Raw genomic sequence first — 15,138 nt, forward strand, 5'->3', positions numbered from 1 at the left:
TGGCACAACGACAGGCAGTCGGCGGCGCAAGATAGGGGGCGCCCGATGAGAAGAAGAGCCTTCGCATGGCGAAAATGCTGGTAAAAATTGTCATAGGTACCGATTTGCGCCCAGTTTTTCCCGACGCTACCGGCACCTTTCGTCGCGGCACCGGCTCCGCTCATCCTGTCAAAACAAACGAGTTTTGCTGGTCCTCGAACAAGGATAAAAGCTACTGGCGGCTGCGTGACCTGGGGAGATGTAAAACGCATTTGAGAGACGGCTCGCTCAGGGGTGGAAAATCGCCGCAAAACTCGCTCGTTTTGACAAGCGGCGTAAAACCTGCGAGCTCAAGCGCGGTAGCGCCTCCGCCCTTACCCCGCAGCGCGCATGACCAGGCGCTTGACGTCTTCACGATACGCGGGGCGCACCAGGTAGTACGCGTAGGCCTCCAACACCGTGGCGAACGGCACGCCGCGCCCGACAATTTTGAAGTACTCGATGCCGTGCGCATCGTGCAGCGCACGCGCCTCGTCGTTGGTGAACATAACCGGATGGCCGGGCCTATGGTCGAAGAAATCAGCGCGCTGCGCGATGCACGCGAAGGGCCGCATGGATTCCGTCATCTGATCCTGGCTGTTGTGCAGATAATGCTCCTGACGATGCGGGCAGTTGCGCTGGCAAAACTCGTTGACCATCACCTCCACCCGGGCGGCATCCTCGATAGCCGCAAGAAAAGCCGCGTCTTTGTGGCGATTGTAGTTGAGCACCACGTAGTCGTAACGATCGAGCATGCGGTTCACCGCACTCGCATCCTCGATCGCGCGCGTGGTGGACAGCACCAGCTTCATTCCGAAGTTCGCGCGAATGTAATCGCCCACGACATCCGCGTACACGATAGCCTCGGCTCCATGCCGCGCGCCGACCTCAAGAATCTCGTTGAAGTACGCATCGCCCAAGTGCTCGCTGCCGGCAAGCATGTTTGTGAACGTGATCCGCGGCTTCACGCCGCGCTCCTCCAACAGAGAGAACGCCTCGTCCATCTGTGCCTTCGACGCACGTTCGCGCACGTAAGCGCGACCGCCGTTCATGATGCAGTTGGGAAAGCATCCGTACACGCTGTCGATGGCAACGCCGTCCTGGAACCAATCGGGGCGCTGCTCAAGCAACCTGATGAAGAACAGGTTAAGCCCCAGCCCCACCGTGAAATCAGGCAGCGTGTACTTGATCATGTCGAATCCTCAATCTCTTCCAGAAAACGTGTCGAATCACCCACCCCACAGCGACAACCCGGCTCCCACGAGCAGACACCAGAACCAGGTAGGCGCAGCAAGTCAGCGAGGGGGTTCCATCAGCCATCGGACCAGCAAAACAGGTTGGCCCAGTAAGTCAGCGAGGGCCGTTGGGACGCCCAAGGTTGCGCCGTTTCGCGGCCGAGCGTGCTTTTGCACGTGAGGGTAAGCGAAAAAGGGACAAGATTGGGTATCCCAACGTCCCGCAGCGTCGAGCAGTTCCGACGGCCGCCAGACCGCCGGAACCTCTTAGAACATGCACATCTCCAAATCCTCGCCGATCATGAAGTGCACCTTATCGTACATCGACGCGGGTCGGTTCGGCGTCCACGAAGGACGCTTCATCGCGTAGCACACGGCCTCTTTGCCCATGAACTGCCTGATGGGAACAAGGCCGCTCACCTTGATGGCCTGCTCGGGGCAGATACGCTCGCACAGGCGGCACTGCATGCAGGCGCTCGGACGATGGATGATGCCGAACGCGTCGCCTTCGTCCATCTTCACGATGGCCCCGGTCGGGCAGAACACGGCGCACATGCGGCATGCGCTGCACGCCTCCTCGTCGATCGAAACGGCCCCGATCACGCGCGTCTCCACCTGGTCGGCCACCGGTTCGCCGATGTGCTTCAGGTAGTTGTACAGGCGCAAGCGCCTTGTGGGAACGAAATGAGACAGCGTGCCGTCCTTGTTCACCTTTCGGTAGGCAACGGGCACCGGTTTCGCATCCTCCCCCAAAACCGCAGCAACCTCCTGCTGCACGGCTGCGCCCGCCGCTCGTGCCGACCCGTCCTTCGCCGTGCGCAGGAAATCGCGCCGCGACACGCCTCCCGTATCGCGAGACACGCCCCCCTGGACGCAGCACACGCGCTCCGGCACCTGATCAACCAGGTCAACAGGCATGTTCGACCCAAACGCCTCCAGCATGTTGCACGCGCTATCAACCACCTGGCGAACCAGCGCGCCGCCGGGCGCATGCGCGCACGACGCGCAATCACCGCACACGAGCGTGGCGTCGAGCGCCTTGTAAGCAGCTATCCCCACCAGCGCCGACTCATCCACGCGGCCCAAGCACGGCAACGCCACCACGCACGCCGCGTCGTACGCCGGCTCTTCGTGACCGCGCGCGCCGAACGGCTTGCGCGTCTTCTGCGCAGCCGCCGCAACTTGAGCCTCGAAAGCGGCCAGCGCGGTTTCGCACGCGATGACCGGATGCCCCTTCGTAGCCACGATCGACCCTTTGATCAAGGAGGTCAATTCGTCATCGGTGGGGTTGCGAATCTCGATGGCGCAGGTCGGGCACGCAGTAGCGCACGTCCCGCAGCCTATGCACCGATCGGGTTCCACCTTCAGTTGGTTGTCGCGATACGCTATCGCGCCCGACGTGCAAGCCTCCACGCACCGCAGGCACGACGCGTTTCTGTTGCGCACCGAAATGCACCGCTCTTCGTGCACGGCCAGCGCATCGCTTTCGATAGCGCCCAGCATCGCCAGCAAACCGTCGATCAAGGACATGGCGCTACCTCCCTTCCGCCTCGGACGAGGCCGCCTTGTCAGCAGGCCCATCCGCCTGAACAGGCTCGGCTTCCCCAGCGATCATCGACGCCTTCGCCGCCTTCTTCGAAAATAGGGGAAACGTGATGGCATGCTCGGGGCAAACGTCGGCGCACGCCCGACACTTGCTGCAATCGTTGAGCGTCGTCTCCCCCGCCGCAACGTCGTGCAGGTTAATGCCCTCGGGGCATGCTTTCTTGCACAGGTTGCACGCCTTCCCCTGCGACTCGCGCAGACACGTTTCCGCGTTCACCTGGGGCCGAAACGTTCGATTCAACCCGCTGAACAGGGAAAGCAGCGCTCCTAGGGGGCAGAAGCGCTGGCACCATTTCGGCAGCAGCAGTATCTCGATGAGGATGATGGCGGGAAACGCGAGCACCGTCCACGTGACGTCGCCAAACGCGAACAGGCGCATGACCAGCAGCACCGTCGCAAACGTCAGGCCGATGGGGCAGATCAGGCAGAACACGGGGAACCCGAAGATCAGCGTCGACCCCAGCGCGGCCGCCAGAATGCCGTGACGGCTATCGATCTTGATGCCCTTGCTCTTGCCGCACGGAGACGCGCAGGTTGCGCATCCGCCCAAAGCCTTGCGCTCGGACGCCGTCAAGGGGGCGGGCTCGGCAGAGGCCCTCGCCTCTCCGGCATCCGACGCCTCTGCGTCCAGGTGGGCCGCACCTTCGGCCGCGCGCCTGCCGGAAGCCTTCTTGCCCTTCTTTCGGCGCAAGCCGGACATGAAGTGGACCGGGCACACCCACGAGCAGAACACCTTTCCCAGAACAACGCAGACCACAAGCACGGCCGCCACGCTCACAACGGCCATCGGGATGGCCGTCCGCTCCGCGATCATAGCCAAAAGCGCGCCCAGCGGGCACAAAAGCGTAATGGACTCGAACCCGATGCCGCACAGGTTGCCGATGCTGCCCGCCGTGAAATACCCCACGGCAACAACGGCGACCACGGCCAACATGATCAGGAAGCGAAGCCGGTACGTGTTGAACTTCTTCATAGCCCTACGCCTCCACTTCATCGACCGGCTTGATGACGATGGCGCGATCGGTCGCGCCCACGCCGATGGAGCCCGCGCTCAACGAAATGCACGCCAGCTCGCACGCGCCGCATCCGTTGCAGGCGTCCATATCCACCACGGGAACGCCGTCGTAGCCCAGCTCGATCGCCTCGTACTGGCACACGTCCACGCATTCGTGGCACCCCATTCCGCGCTGTGCCAAGCACCAATCGCGCACGAGCACCGCTTTGCCGATGATGGCCTTCGACGGGTCGGGGCTCGAAAGCGCATGGGTGGGGCACACGGCCACGCACTTCGGACCGCCCGGCTCGTTTTCGCAGAAGTCGCACCAACCCGCTTTGAAATCCATGCGCGGCGTACGGGCGTTCAAGATGCCGTCCTCCAGATGAGCAGGGGCTATGGCATGCTTCGGGCATATCTCGCGGCACCGCTCGCAATGCAAGCAGCCTCGAACAAGCTGCTCCTCGTCCTGGCCCCCCGGAGGGCGCAGCAGCGTCTTGCTGGGAAGGTACTTCACTCCGCCCAAGCCGATGACAGCGCATGCCCCCACCGCTCCCAAAGCGAACGTGCGGCGCGACACTGCAGGACCGGCGCCGGATTCAACCTCTTCGTCATGAGCGGCCATTACGCAACCTCGCCCTCGACAGCAGCGACCGCTTCCTCCCTCTCGGCCAGAACAGCGTCAAGGAACTCCAGGTCGTTCTGCAAGAAGCCCAGCGTCAGCTTGCCCAACCCGCGATAGAAGTCGGTCTTGGGGAATTTCTCCATGTCCTTCGCCATCATGGGGTACCACGCCAGCAGGTGATCTTCCAGGAAGTTGCGCTGCGACAAAAGCAGCTTGAAGCACGCGTCCTCGTCGTCGGCCTCGCATGCCGCAACGGCGCGCTCTATAAGAATCTGCTCGAATTCCAGCTCCAGCGCAATGTGGTCCTCGCCCTCTTTCCAGCTTTCCTGCTTGTCCAGGCCGGCGGCATGGTACAGCACCAGCACCTCGTCGCGCGCATCCTGCATCATGAGGCGCTTCGGGCTGGTGTACACCGACTCGAACGGATACGCAGCGGAGAACCCGTCGTTGCCCGACCCGATGAACGCATGCACGTAGTCGACGGCCAGCTCGGTGAGAACCGGGCCGTCGGCGCGGCTCAAGTATCCGCATATCAGACGGTACCCCTCGTCTACCAGGTCGTTTCCGGTATTTGCCGGAAAGCGCATCGCCAGCAGCGTATCGTAGAGCTCCTGGTCGACCTCAACGCGAAACAAACGCGAGAGAAACTGGTACGTTGCCATGCGGCCGCGCAGAACGTCGACGAAACTGATTTCCTGATCCTGAGACATGATGCTCCCCCGTTCTAGTTTGCGAAGATATCGGATGCGAACACGCGCGCGCCCAAGTCGGTAACCACCCAGGCATCGCGCCAGACCAAAGCGCCAGCGGTTTCGAGCTTGCCCAAAAAGTACGTGCAGAAACGGCGCGGCTCCTCGCACAGCGGGTTCACGTCGACGACCGCGTTCAGCTCCTTGGTGCTACCACCGCCCTCGACCGAACACATCTCAAGAATGGTGCGGTACAGCGGCAGGTACTGCGGCTCCTCGTTCAACATGTCCACAACCACGCGCTCTCCCACATGGTCGGCAACCGCCTGCAGCCCCGCCTCCGTCGCAACGAAGCGAGCCAAGGGAGCAGGCGTCACCACCAGGTAGTCCGCCTCCGGATCCTGCTCAACCGGCGGCTCATCGGTCGACGCCTCGTCCCCAAGCCGCTCCAGCGCGCCGTCGCGCTCCAGCAGCCGCACCACCTGCGCGGCGTCGTACACGCTCGCGCGCTGCGGATGCTCGACGTCGAGCACTTCCACCACCTCGTCGAGCGTCTTCGGCTCGGCGCACAGCTCCACCGCGCGCAGCAGGCGGAACTGCTGCCCCGGAATGCCCGCCAGCAGCTTCTCGATGCGCTCCTGGGGCGTCAAGGGAACCACCTCGGGCATCACGCTTTTGTCGGCATCGGGGATGGGGGGCATGTAGTCGGTTTCCTGGCCCTCGCCCTCCTCCACCAGCTCGAGATCGGCTAGGGGATCGAAATCGTCGTCGATGACGAACACGTCCATATCGCTCATATCATGTTCCTTTCAATTGAATGGTGCGAAGAAGTCGTCCTGCTAAGATGCCAGGCCGGAAACGAACTCGGAGGGAACCAGCGTCGCGTAGCGCACGTCGTCCTTCACGAACACGCGCCCGGTTTGCATGTTCAGCGACGCGGTGTTCTCCAAGAGGTCGCGCTTGAACCATGTGCATACAGTCTGGTCCTGAGCCGTAGCGGCAACGTCCTCGAACAGCGCGCGCTCGCGCTCCAGGGCAGCACGGCGATGGTCGATGGTGAATTTGTCGTCCACCGCGTCAAGCGCCGGAAGGAACCCGCCCACCAAGCCGGTCACGAACGTCGCGCGCGAGAAGCGCCCATGGCAGCGTCGGTACGGCGCAACCACCACGCCGGCCCCGTCGCCCGATCTCACCGGGCCGCCGAACGCGCTCGCGGCAAGTCCGTCAATGTCAGCATGGTTGGGGTCGTCGCCCAACAGCGCCTGCTGCGCAGGCGTAAGCAACATGCCAGCGCTTTCGAACAGCGCGATAGCCTGGTCACGCGTCAAACCGGATCGACAAGCATCCTGCAGGGCGGCAAGCTCGTCCAACGGAGCATCCAGCTTCCCGAACACCTCGGAAGCGCGCTCGGCATCGGGCACGCGACGCAAATCCGCAATAGCCTGCGGCACCGTCATATCGTGGTTACGCGCATACGCCATAAGCTCCAAAAACGCATCGGAACGAAGCAGCCAGTCGCCGAATCCCAGCCATGACCGCAATGCCGGCAGGTCGTTCGGATTGGCGTGCAAGCGCAGGAAGGCGGCAAGCTTCATGTGAGAAAACGCGCCCGGCGTGCGAGGGTCCCCTTTGATCTTCGCAGGTCCTGCGTCCACGCAGACGGCCACGCCGCGCCGCTCGAGCGCCGATGCAATCTGGGACGCCCACGTTTTGTTGGGAACGGCCACCAGCACGTCGCTCGGGTCCATGCCCTCTTCCAAACGCTGCGCAACGGCATCGGCCACGAACGCGAATTCGTCCACCGGACTGTCCAGCACCGCGCACGTGCGCACCGGCTGGGCGGCTTCGCCCACGCGCACGCATACGGCATCGCGGCGTTCGGCGAACGTTCGGAACCCCTCCCCATGCGGATACGCTTCGTCGGCGTTGCATACGGGCGCGGTCGTTCCGGCAACCACCATCCCATCGGTGGCAAGGTGCTCGATCAGCCGCTGGGACGCTTTGCTCAGCGTGCCGTAGTCGTCCACGAGCACCATCAGGCTTTCGCGCTCGACGCCCGCCTCCACCATGCCGCGGTACGCCAAGGCCGACGCCTCGAACGGCAACATGGCGCGACGCACTTCCATGTTCTCAGACAGCATGGCGAACAAATGCTGCTCTTCGTAGTTGATCAGCCAATCGTCCTGCTCGTTGGCGTACTCGCTCAAGCCTTTGTAGAAGAACTTGAGCATTTCGCGCAGGCGACGAGGCTTGAGGCCGCTCACCTTCATGTCCTCCATGAGCACGTCAAGTTCGTTGGCGTCCAAAATGCGCGGATCGCGATTCGTTGCCGCGCGCACCCCGTCTAACGCCGCCACGCGAAGCGCAACGCGTTCCATCGTGGAAACGGCGGCGGCGTCCAAAGCCGGGTACGCGGGCAAGCGATCAAGGTAGCGGCGCTCGGCCACGGTATCTGCGCACACGACGAGCACGCGCGCGCCGGCGGCAGCCCGCTGGTTCGCTTTCGCCAAAAGCGCATCGGTAAGATCGACGGATGAAGGACGCTCGATGCGCGCGCAGGCGCCGTCGTCCAAATCCAAAAGAAATCGCATCACGTCTTCGACTGATGCAACAGTATCAGCACTCATTGTCAGGCCTCCATCTTCTTGCAGTTCCAAAGATGAAGCCCTCTGCCTTGAAGCCCCCCAGCTTCGTATCAAGTGCTCAGCTACCGTCCCAGTATGCCCAACCGCTTCGGTCGGGTCTACGATCATTCCGAAATGGAATGGATAAGATCAAGGGCTTCCTGCTTGCCCTCCGCGCCGAGCTTCCGGTACGCGCCGCCCAGAACCTCGGCCACGTCGTCGCGCCCGATGCCCAGCTCCTCCTGGATGCCGTCGAACCCGCGTTCCTCCAGGTAAAGAACGAGCGCCCCCGCTTCCCGATCGGTCAAGCCGAACTTCTCGGCCGCTCGACGGCACTTGCAACGCAGCTCGGTGTTGCGTCGAACGTCCCAAACCACGCCCATATTGGAAACGACTCCCGAAGGCACGGCCTGCAAAAGCGCTCGGGTTTGCGCAAGCACGCGTTCTAGCTTCACGGCCTGGGCGTACAGAACCCTTCCCGCCTCGGTCAACCGTACGCCGCTGCGTTCGCGCACGAACAAATCAACCCCATACTCGCGCTCGAGCACGGCGATGTGCTTGCTCAACGTCGACTGGGTAAGGTGCAGCTCGCCCGCAGCAGCCGTGAAACTGCCCAGCCGCGCAACGCATACGTATTCGTGAAGGTAAGTCGTTTCCATCGCGCGCTAAACCGCCCCGTCCTCAAGCGAGCCGTGCGCCAAATCGATCAGCTCTTGGCGGTTGTTCACGCCGGTCTTCTGATAGATGTGCCTGATGTGCGTGCTGACCGTTCCCGCCGATATGAACAGCGTCTCCTGAATGCGCGATATGGTTCGCCCTTCCAGCAAAAGCGGCAAGACGTCGGTTTCGCGCGGCGAAAGCCCGAAGCGATCGGCGATAACGTCGCAAGGATCAACCTGGCTTTCCCGGCTTTCCTCGGCGTCCTCCGAAACAGGCGCGACCATGCTGACCTCGCCAATGCCTATTTTGATCAGGTCGGTTTCCGTGAACAGGAACAGATGCGCAATGAACAGGATCGACACGGCCACCAACGTCACCACGGTAAGATCGAACAGGGGGATGCCGGTAGCCTCCAGGGAATGAGCGAGCAAGGATCCCATGGTTTCGCCGCCGTACAGGGCAACGAATCCCAGCCCGATCGCTCGTGCGGCCCCAATCTTGAAACTGGTTGCCACGTCGATGCATACCACGCACAGCACCATGACGTAGCAATGGTATCCGCCGAATATGAGCGCGCTCGAATACGTGTTGTTGTCCGCCAGAAACGGCGTGGACAAGCAGCCCAGGCACAGCATGAGCATGGAAAGCCGGTACGAGAAAAAGATGCTGTCGCGGTGCAGAAACACCGCGATCAGGCACACCGCCAGTGCGCCGATGAACCCGGCAAGAAACAGGTACGCTCCGAAAATATCCTGCACTTCATAGGTTTTGCACCCCGAGACCACGTCGAAAAAACCCGCCAGCGCACCGATAAGGGCCGCCCCCGCAAGCGACTTCACGAACAGCGCAATCGTATTCCGAGACAAAGGCTCTTCGGTTTCCTTAACAAGCTGGACGTCGCTTTGCGAACACGATCGAAGCAGCCACGCCGATCCAATGGGAACCGCCGCCACGGCCACGATGGCGGGAAGCGGCGGAGTGGTAATAAGAATGAAGCCCGCAATGAACGCCATGCACAGCGACATGGCAAGTTCTACCAGGGCAAGACGTCCGCCCAAGCTGGACAGATGCTCAATCCAGCACAGGAACAAAACGGCGGACCCCGTGCCGGTCATGATGGCGCTGATGCCCAGAACAAGCATGCCCGTCGGCGTGTTCGGATCGGAGAACGGCGTGAGCGCGCTGCCCAAGCACATCATCACGGCCGACCCCGCCACAACGGACCGGTTCTGACATATCCGCTCGCGCCGCACGATCACGACCACGAACAGCATGGTGACCACCATGGTCACCAGCGATACAAGCAAACTCGCGTACAAGGAACCACGCACGTCCGACGAAAACCCGTACGGCACAATGCTGTAGAACATCATGATCATCCAAAGCCACAGCAAGGCCAGGCCCGCTACGCGTTTCAGGGAAAGATGCTTTCCCAACGTGGAATCCCATGCAGTACGAAGCTGTTCCATGCTCCCCCCACCCCTCGAGCCAATGAGAAACGCCTCTTGCGCCAGCCCCTCTGCCGGCGCGTTCGATTATACGAAAAAGCGGCGAGCGCGTTCGTGGGCGCATTTATCCTAGTTTCGAGATATTTTAAAGACCAAGCAGTAAAATACCAGGTCAAATGCACCTGTTCTTTTTCATGATTGCAAAATCATAAGAATTTATGATGCGCTGGTCCCGCCCTCGCAAGCTTTAAGCGATGCTCGCAACCCCCTCGCATCCGTAAGGTCATGACCGCGGAAACGAGGGACTCTGCACCGTCGGGCCACGGTCCACGGCAGCCCCCTTCCCTCTCATCCGCAGACGAGGAGAAGACGAGAAGCAAGGAGAAGGAGGAGGAGTATGGATACACTGACCATGTCTCGACGCACGTTCGTCAAGACCGCAGCCATCACGGGCGCAACCGTCGCCGCGTTCGGCGCGTCGACGCGTACGGCGTTGGCAGACCAGACGTACAGAGAAGTTTCCGGCAACGACACCGTCGCCGTGAAGACGTGCTGCCGCGGCTGCGGCAAGATGGAATGCGGCGTTAAGGTCATCGTCCAGAACGGCCGCGCCATCCGCATCGAGGGCGACGAGGGCGCGTATCAGTCGATGGGCAACTGCTGCACGAAATCGCAGTCGTCCATCCAGGCCGCGTACCACCCCGACCGTCTGCACTACCCCATGAAGCGCACCAACCCCAAGGGCGAAGAGCCCGGCTGGCAGCGCATCACATGGGACGAGGCGATGGAAACCATCATCAGCAACTTCATGGAAATCAAGGGCAAGTACGGCGGAGAGTCGATCGCCTGCCAGGTAGGCACCTCGCGCATCTGGTGCATGCACTCGGAGTCCATTCTGAAGAACATGCTGGAAACGCCGAACAACATCGAGGCGTGGCAGATCTGCAAGGGCCCGCGCCACTTCGCCACCACCATGGTGTCGCAGTTCGCCATGTCCTGGATGGAAACCATCACCCGCCCGAAGGTATACGTACAGTGGGGCGGCGCTTCGGAGCTGTCCAACTACGACGACTCCTGCCGCACCACGGTCGACGTCGCGTCGCGCGCCGATATCCACATCAGCTGCGACCCCCGCATGGCCAACATGGGCAAGGAAGCCGACTATTGGCAGCACCTGCGTCCCGGCACCGACGGCGCACTGGCGCTGGCCTGGACCAACGTCATCATCGAGAAGAAGCTCTACGACGATCTGTACGTCAAGAAGTGGACGAACGCGCCGTTCCTCGTATGCGAGGACATCGAGCCGTCCGGCTTCCCCACCGTCCGCACCGACGGTTCGTACTGGGACGTGAAGACGCACCTGCTCAAGGAAAGCGACGTCAAAGAGGGCGGCAGCCCCTACAAGTTCCTCGTGTACGACAACAACTGGGAGAAGCTTGCCGCCGAGGGCGTCAAGCACGAGTACGGCCCCTTCACCTGGTTCAACGCCGACCAGGAAGGCGTCATCGACGAGACGGGCGGCTTCTGGGAAGGCGAGAACTACGACTCCGAGAAGGCGCGCCAGGGCCGCGAGGCCGCGCAGGACAACCTGCTGCCCGGCCAGACCCAGGGCTGGCTGCCCGACCCCATGCCGTTCGATCCCGCCATCGACCCCGCTCTTGAGGGCGAGTTCGAAATCGAGCTCAAAGACGGCAAGAAGCACAAGGTCAAGCCGGTTTGGGAGCACTACAAGGCTCGCGCCGCCGAGTTCAAGCCCGAGGTTGCCGCGGAAATCACCGGCATCTCCGCTTCCGAGATCGAAGCCGCCGCTACGGCGTACGGCACGCGCCTCGACCCGTCCACCGGCTACGGCAACGGCGGCATCCAGTACATGCTGGCCGTAGAGCACGGTTGCAACGCCATCCAGAACTGCCGCGCCTTCGACAACCTGGTGGGCATCACCGGCAACATGGACACCCCGGGCGGCAACCGCGGCCCGACAATCGTCCCCATCGACGGCGACCTGCAGGGCTTCAGCGCCTGGGCTCCGGGCGCATCCACCCCGCCGGCGGAAGTCAACCAGAAGCAGATCGGCATCGAGAAGTTCCCGCTGATCAGCTGGTGGCAGTACTGGTGCGACAGCCACTCGCTGTGGACCGCCGTGCTCACGGGCGATCCGTACCCGGTGCGCGCACTGTGGAACGAGTCCGGCAACTTCATGAGCCAATCCAACAGCACCACCGCTTGGGAAGCTCTGCTGTCCTTGGACTTCTTCGTGGACCTCAACCTGTGGCATACGCCGCAAAACGACACCGCCGACATCATCTTGCCGGTTGCGCACTGGATCGAGCTCAACTCGCCCCGCGCAAGCCAGGGTTCCGCCGGCGCCATGGGCGCTACCGTCAAGTGCGTGCAGCCGCCCGCGGAAGCCAAGTACGACCCCGAGATCGTCATGGATCTGGCGCGCCGCATGAAGTGGAAGTGGACCGACGAGCCGGGCAACGAGTGGCCCGACATCCAGTGGCAGCTCGACGACTCCATCAAGCTCCTGACCGACGACGAGCTGACCTACACCACGTGGCATGTTGAAAACGGCGTTCCCACCTACGAGCGCCACGGCGTTCCGATGGCGGAAGTCAAGCCCAAGTACAAGACATGGGACGAGTACGTGGCGGCCTTCCAGGAGCACGGCTGGTGGCAGGCCAAGGACATCGAGCCGCGCAACTGGGGCACGTACCGCCGCTACCAGACCGGCGCGATGCGCGCACGCGACCGCGTGTGGGCCCGCCTGGACTACACGGCCGGCAAGGGCATCGGCGACTGGAAGCCCGGCTGGTTCACCCCCACGATGAAGCAGGAGATCTGGTCCACCGTCATGGAATCCCACCATCCCGATCGCAAGGACTGGTGGCTGCCCAGCTGGGTCGAGCCGCCCCATGGCCCGAAGGACGGCGACCGCATCAAGGAGTACCCGCTGACCGCTACCACCGGTCGCCGCATTCCGGTGTACTTCCACTCCGAGCATCGCCAGCTTCCCTGGTGCCGCGAGCTGTGGCCGGTCCCCCGCGTGGAGATCAATCCCAAGACGGCTGCGGAATACGGCATCGAGCAGGGCGACTGGGTGTGGATCGAAACCGAGTGGGGCAAGATACGCGAAGTGGCCGACCTGTACTACGGTGTGGACGAGGACGTTATCAACCTCGAGCACACCTGGTGGTACCCCGAGGTGCAAGACGCTGGCCACGGATTCCAGTTCTCGCAGGTCAACCAGCTGATCGACCACGACGCCCAGGACCCGCACTCCGGTACGTCCAACCTGCGCGCCTACCAGGTGAAGATCTACAAGGCAACGCCTGAGAACTCGCCGTTCAACAACCCGGTGCCGTGCGACAGCAACGGCACGCCCATCATCCATACCTCCGACGACCCCCGTCTGAAGGAATGGCTGCCCGTCTACGAAGGGAGGGAGTAAGACATGACGAAGGCTATCATCACCGACCTCAACCGTTGCGTGGGCTGCCTGGCCTGCTCGGTTGCATGCAAGGCCGTGAACAACGTGCCCATCGGCAACTACTGGAACAAAGTCGTCCGCGTGGGGCCGAACCCCATCCCGGGCGGATCGGGCCAGTTCCCCGATGTGTACATGTACTTCCTGCCCATCGGCTGCCAGCACTGCCAGAACCCCGAGTGCGTGAAGGTGTGCCCGACCGAAGCCTCGCATGTGGCCGAGGACGGCTCCATCCAGATCGATAAGGAAAAGTGCATCGGCTGCCAGTTCTGCGTCATGGCCTGCCCGTACGGCGTTCGCTACCTCAACGAAGAGGAAAAGGTCGTCGAGAAGTGCACGCTGTGCGAGCAGAAGCTTCTGCAGGGCGAGCTGCCCCAGTGCGTCAGCCAGTGCGGCGGCAACGCTCGCTGGGTGGGCGACACGGAAGAGGGCCTGGATTCCTACATGGGATCGTTCGACTCGGCCGACAAGCAGCGCAAGATGACCGAATTCCTGGAGCCGTTCGAGGAGTCCGATATCTACCACCTGCCCAACGTGGGCAACGACCCGGCGTTCTCGTTCATCTTGCGCGACCATCATTGGGAAGGAGGTGATGAGTAATGGAAACTCAGTGGCCTTTGGTTATCTTCACGCTGTTCGTTTGCCTGACGTGCGGCCTTCTGGCCAGCATGTCCATCCTGGCCATCAAGGGCCAGGGTCGCAACCTGCAGATGCCGGCGCTCGTCACGTCGTTCGCATCCCTGGTGATCGGCGGCATCGGCGCCTTCCTACACCTGGAGCATTGGGAGCGCATCTTCAACGGCTTCGGCCACATCACGTCCGGCATCACCCAGGAGCTTATCGGGTGCGTGGCGCTGGGCATCGTGATCGTGATCTGGTTCGCGATGCTGCGCGGTGACAAGGCTCTGCCCAAGTGGCTGGCCATCGTCACGCTGGTCGTGGCCGTCGGCATGGTGTTCGCAACCGCCCACTCCTACCTGATGCCGGCTCGTCCCGCATGGGGCATGGCGCTCATCGCCTTCTACCTGGGCAACGCCTGCCTGCTCGGCCCGGTGGCCCTGTGGTTCATCTCCGTTCTGAAAAAGGACGAAGCCGTCGAGAAAACGGCCATCCAGCTGACGTTCTTCGGCGCCATCGCCCAGCTGGTGGGCGACCTGATCTACGTGGCCGCCTGCGCCACGGCGACCATCGCCTCCTACGGCCACTACGCCGACCCGACGCAGATGACCACCGCGCCGGTGCATGTGGACAGCCTGCTGGCGGTCATGACCACCGGCGACGGAGCGATGATGTTCTGGCTGGCCCTCGTATGCGCCGTGCTTGCCCTTGCGTGCGCCCTCGTTGCCAAGAAGAAGGTCGGCGCGTCCAAGACGCTCATGATCGTGGCAGCCATCGTAGCCGTGGCAACGTCGCTCCTGTTCAGGGTTTTGATCTACCAGTTGGGATACTCGGTGTTCCTGCTGTACTAGCGCTTCATCCCGGCGCCTTCGGGCGCCGGACGCCCGATCTTCCCGGCATCAAGCTGCAAGCACCGGGAAGATCGGCGGAAGCGGGGCCCCTCCCTCCCCCAACGCCCCGTTTCCGCCGATCTATCGTCGCGTTGACAAGGCTCTCCTCCCTCCCTTCCGAATCAACGCGACAGATCAACAGCCGGCCCCTGGTCTTGCGTTTCCCCCTTTCTCCCTCCGCGTTGGAAAGCCAGGGGCCGGCATCTTCAACGAACGAGCCCCGAAAGGAAGCGAACGACGCCGAC

The 15,138-nt window shown here is 62.5% G+C and carries 12 protein-coding genes; 3 read left to right on the forward strand and 9 right to left on the reverse strand.

The window, feature by feature from the left end:
* Window positions 1-353: 353 nt before the first annotated feature.
* The 9 genes from LQE90_RS06260 to LQE90_RS06300 all read right to left on the reverse strand — a co-directional run bounded on the left by LQE90_RS06260 (window position 354) and on the right by LQE90_RS06300 (window position 9,919).
* Entirely contained in the window at window positions 354-1,211 is an 858-nt protein-coding gene (locus LQE90_RS06260) for a hypothetical protein (RefSeq protein ID WP_216528741.1), read from the reverse strand.
* Window positions 1,212-1,520: 309 nt separating this feature from the next.
* Window positions 1,521-2,783, reverse strand: coding sequence for a 4Fe-4S binding protein (locus tag LQE90_RS06265; protein WP_216528740.1), 1,263 nt, complete (start codon window positions 2,781-2,783; stop codon window positions 1,521-1,523).
* Window positions 2,784-2,787: 4 nt separating this feature from the next.
* Window positions 2,788-3,831 carry a 4Fe-4S binding protein gene (locus LQE90_RS06270; RefSeq protein ID WP_216528739.1) on the reverse strand — a complete coding sequence of 348 codons (1,044 nt, stop codon included), beginning with the start codon at window positions 3,829-3,831 and terminating at the stop codon, window positions 2,788-2,790.
* A gap of 4 nt (window positions 3,832-3,835) precedes the next feature.
* On the reverse strand, window positions 3,836-4,477 hold the full coding sequence (locus LQE90_RS06275) for a 4Fe-4S dicluster domain-containing protein (protein ID WP_114566207.1): 642 nt from the start codon (window positions 4,475-4,477) through the stop codon (window positions 3,836-3,838).
* On the reverse strand, window positions 4,477-5,187 hold the full coding sequence (locus LQE90_RS06280) for a TorD/DmsD family molecular chaperone (protein ID WP_114566206.1): 711 nt from the start codon (window positions 5,185-5,187) through the stop codon (window positions 4,477-4,479). Before LQE90_RS06280 ends, LQE90_RS06275 begins: the two co-directional genes overlap by 1 nt.
* A gap of 14 nt (window positions 5,188-5,201) precedes the next feature.
* Window positions 5,202-5,963 (reverse strand): hypothetical protein, encoded by a 762-nt coding sequence (locus LQE90_RS06285; protein ID WP_216528738.1) that lies wholly within the window; start codon window positions 5,961-5,963, stop codon window positions 5,202-5,204.
* A gap of 42 nt (window positions 5,964-6,005) precedes the next feature.
* Window positions 6,006-7,793, reverse strand: a complete 1,788-nt coding sequence (locus LQE90_RS06290) for a DEAD/DEAH box helicase (RefSeq protein WP_216528737.1) — start codon at window positions 7,791-7,793, stop codon at window positions 6,006-6,008.
* 122 nt (window positions 7,794-7,915) lie between these two features.
* The gene (locus LQE90_RS06295) at window positions 7,916-8,449 is read right to left on the reverse strand and encodes a LysR family transcriptional regulator (RefSeq protein WP_114566203.1); all 534 of its coding nucleotides are present in this window, start codon (window positions 8,447-8,449) and stop codon (window positions 7,916-7,918) included.
* Window positions 8,450-8,455: 6 nt separating this feature from the next.
* Window positions 8,456-9,919, reverse strand: coding sequence for a helix-turn-helix transcriptional regulator (locus tag LQE90_RS06300; protein ID WP_216528736.1), 1,464 nt, complete (start codon window positions 9,917-9,919; stop codon window positions 8,456-8,458).
* A gap of 376 nt (window positions 9,920-10,295) precedes the next feature.
* Between LQE90_RS06300 and dadH the strand changes: the two genes are divergently transcribed.
* The 3 genes from dadH to LQE90_RS06315 are packed head-to-tail and all read left to right on the forward strand — an operon-like array spanning window position 10,296 to window position 14,854.
* Entirely contained in the window at window positions 10,296-13,349 is a 3,054-nt protein-coding gene (gene dadH / locus LQE90_RS06305) for a dopamine dehydroxylase (RefSeq protein WP_216528735.1), read from the forward strand.
* A gap of 3 nt (window positions 13,350-13,352) precedes the next feature.
* Window positions 13,353-13,985: a 4Fe-4S dicluster domain-containing protein gene (locus tag LQE90_RS06310; protein ID WP_216528734.1), complete on the forward strand. Its 633-nt coding sequence runs from the start codon at window positions 13,353-13,355 to the stop codon at window positions 13,983-13,985.
* Window positions 13,985-14,854 carry a dimethyl sulfoxide reductase anchor subunit family protein gene (locus LQE90_RS06315; RefSeq protein ID WP_114566199.1) on the forward strand — a complete coding sequence of 290 codons (870 nt, stop codon included), beginning with the start codon at window positions 13,985-13,987 and terminating at the stop codon, window positions 14,852-14,854. Before LQE90_RS06310 ends, LQE90_RS06315 begins: the two co-directional genes overlap by 1 nt.
* Window positions 14,855-15,138 lie beyond the last annotated feature (284 nt).

Origin of the sequence: Paraeggerthella hominis, from assembly GCF_021044775.1 — a bacterium.
Taxonomy (GTDB): Bacteria; Actinomycetota; Coriobacteriia; order Coriobacteriales; family Eggerthellaceae; genus Paraeggerthella; species Paraeggerthella hominis.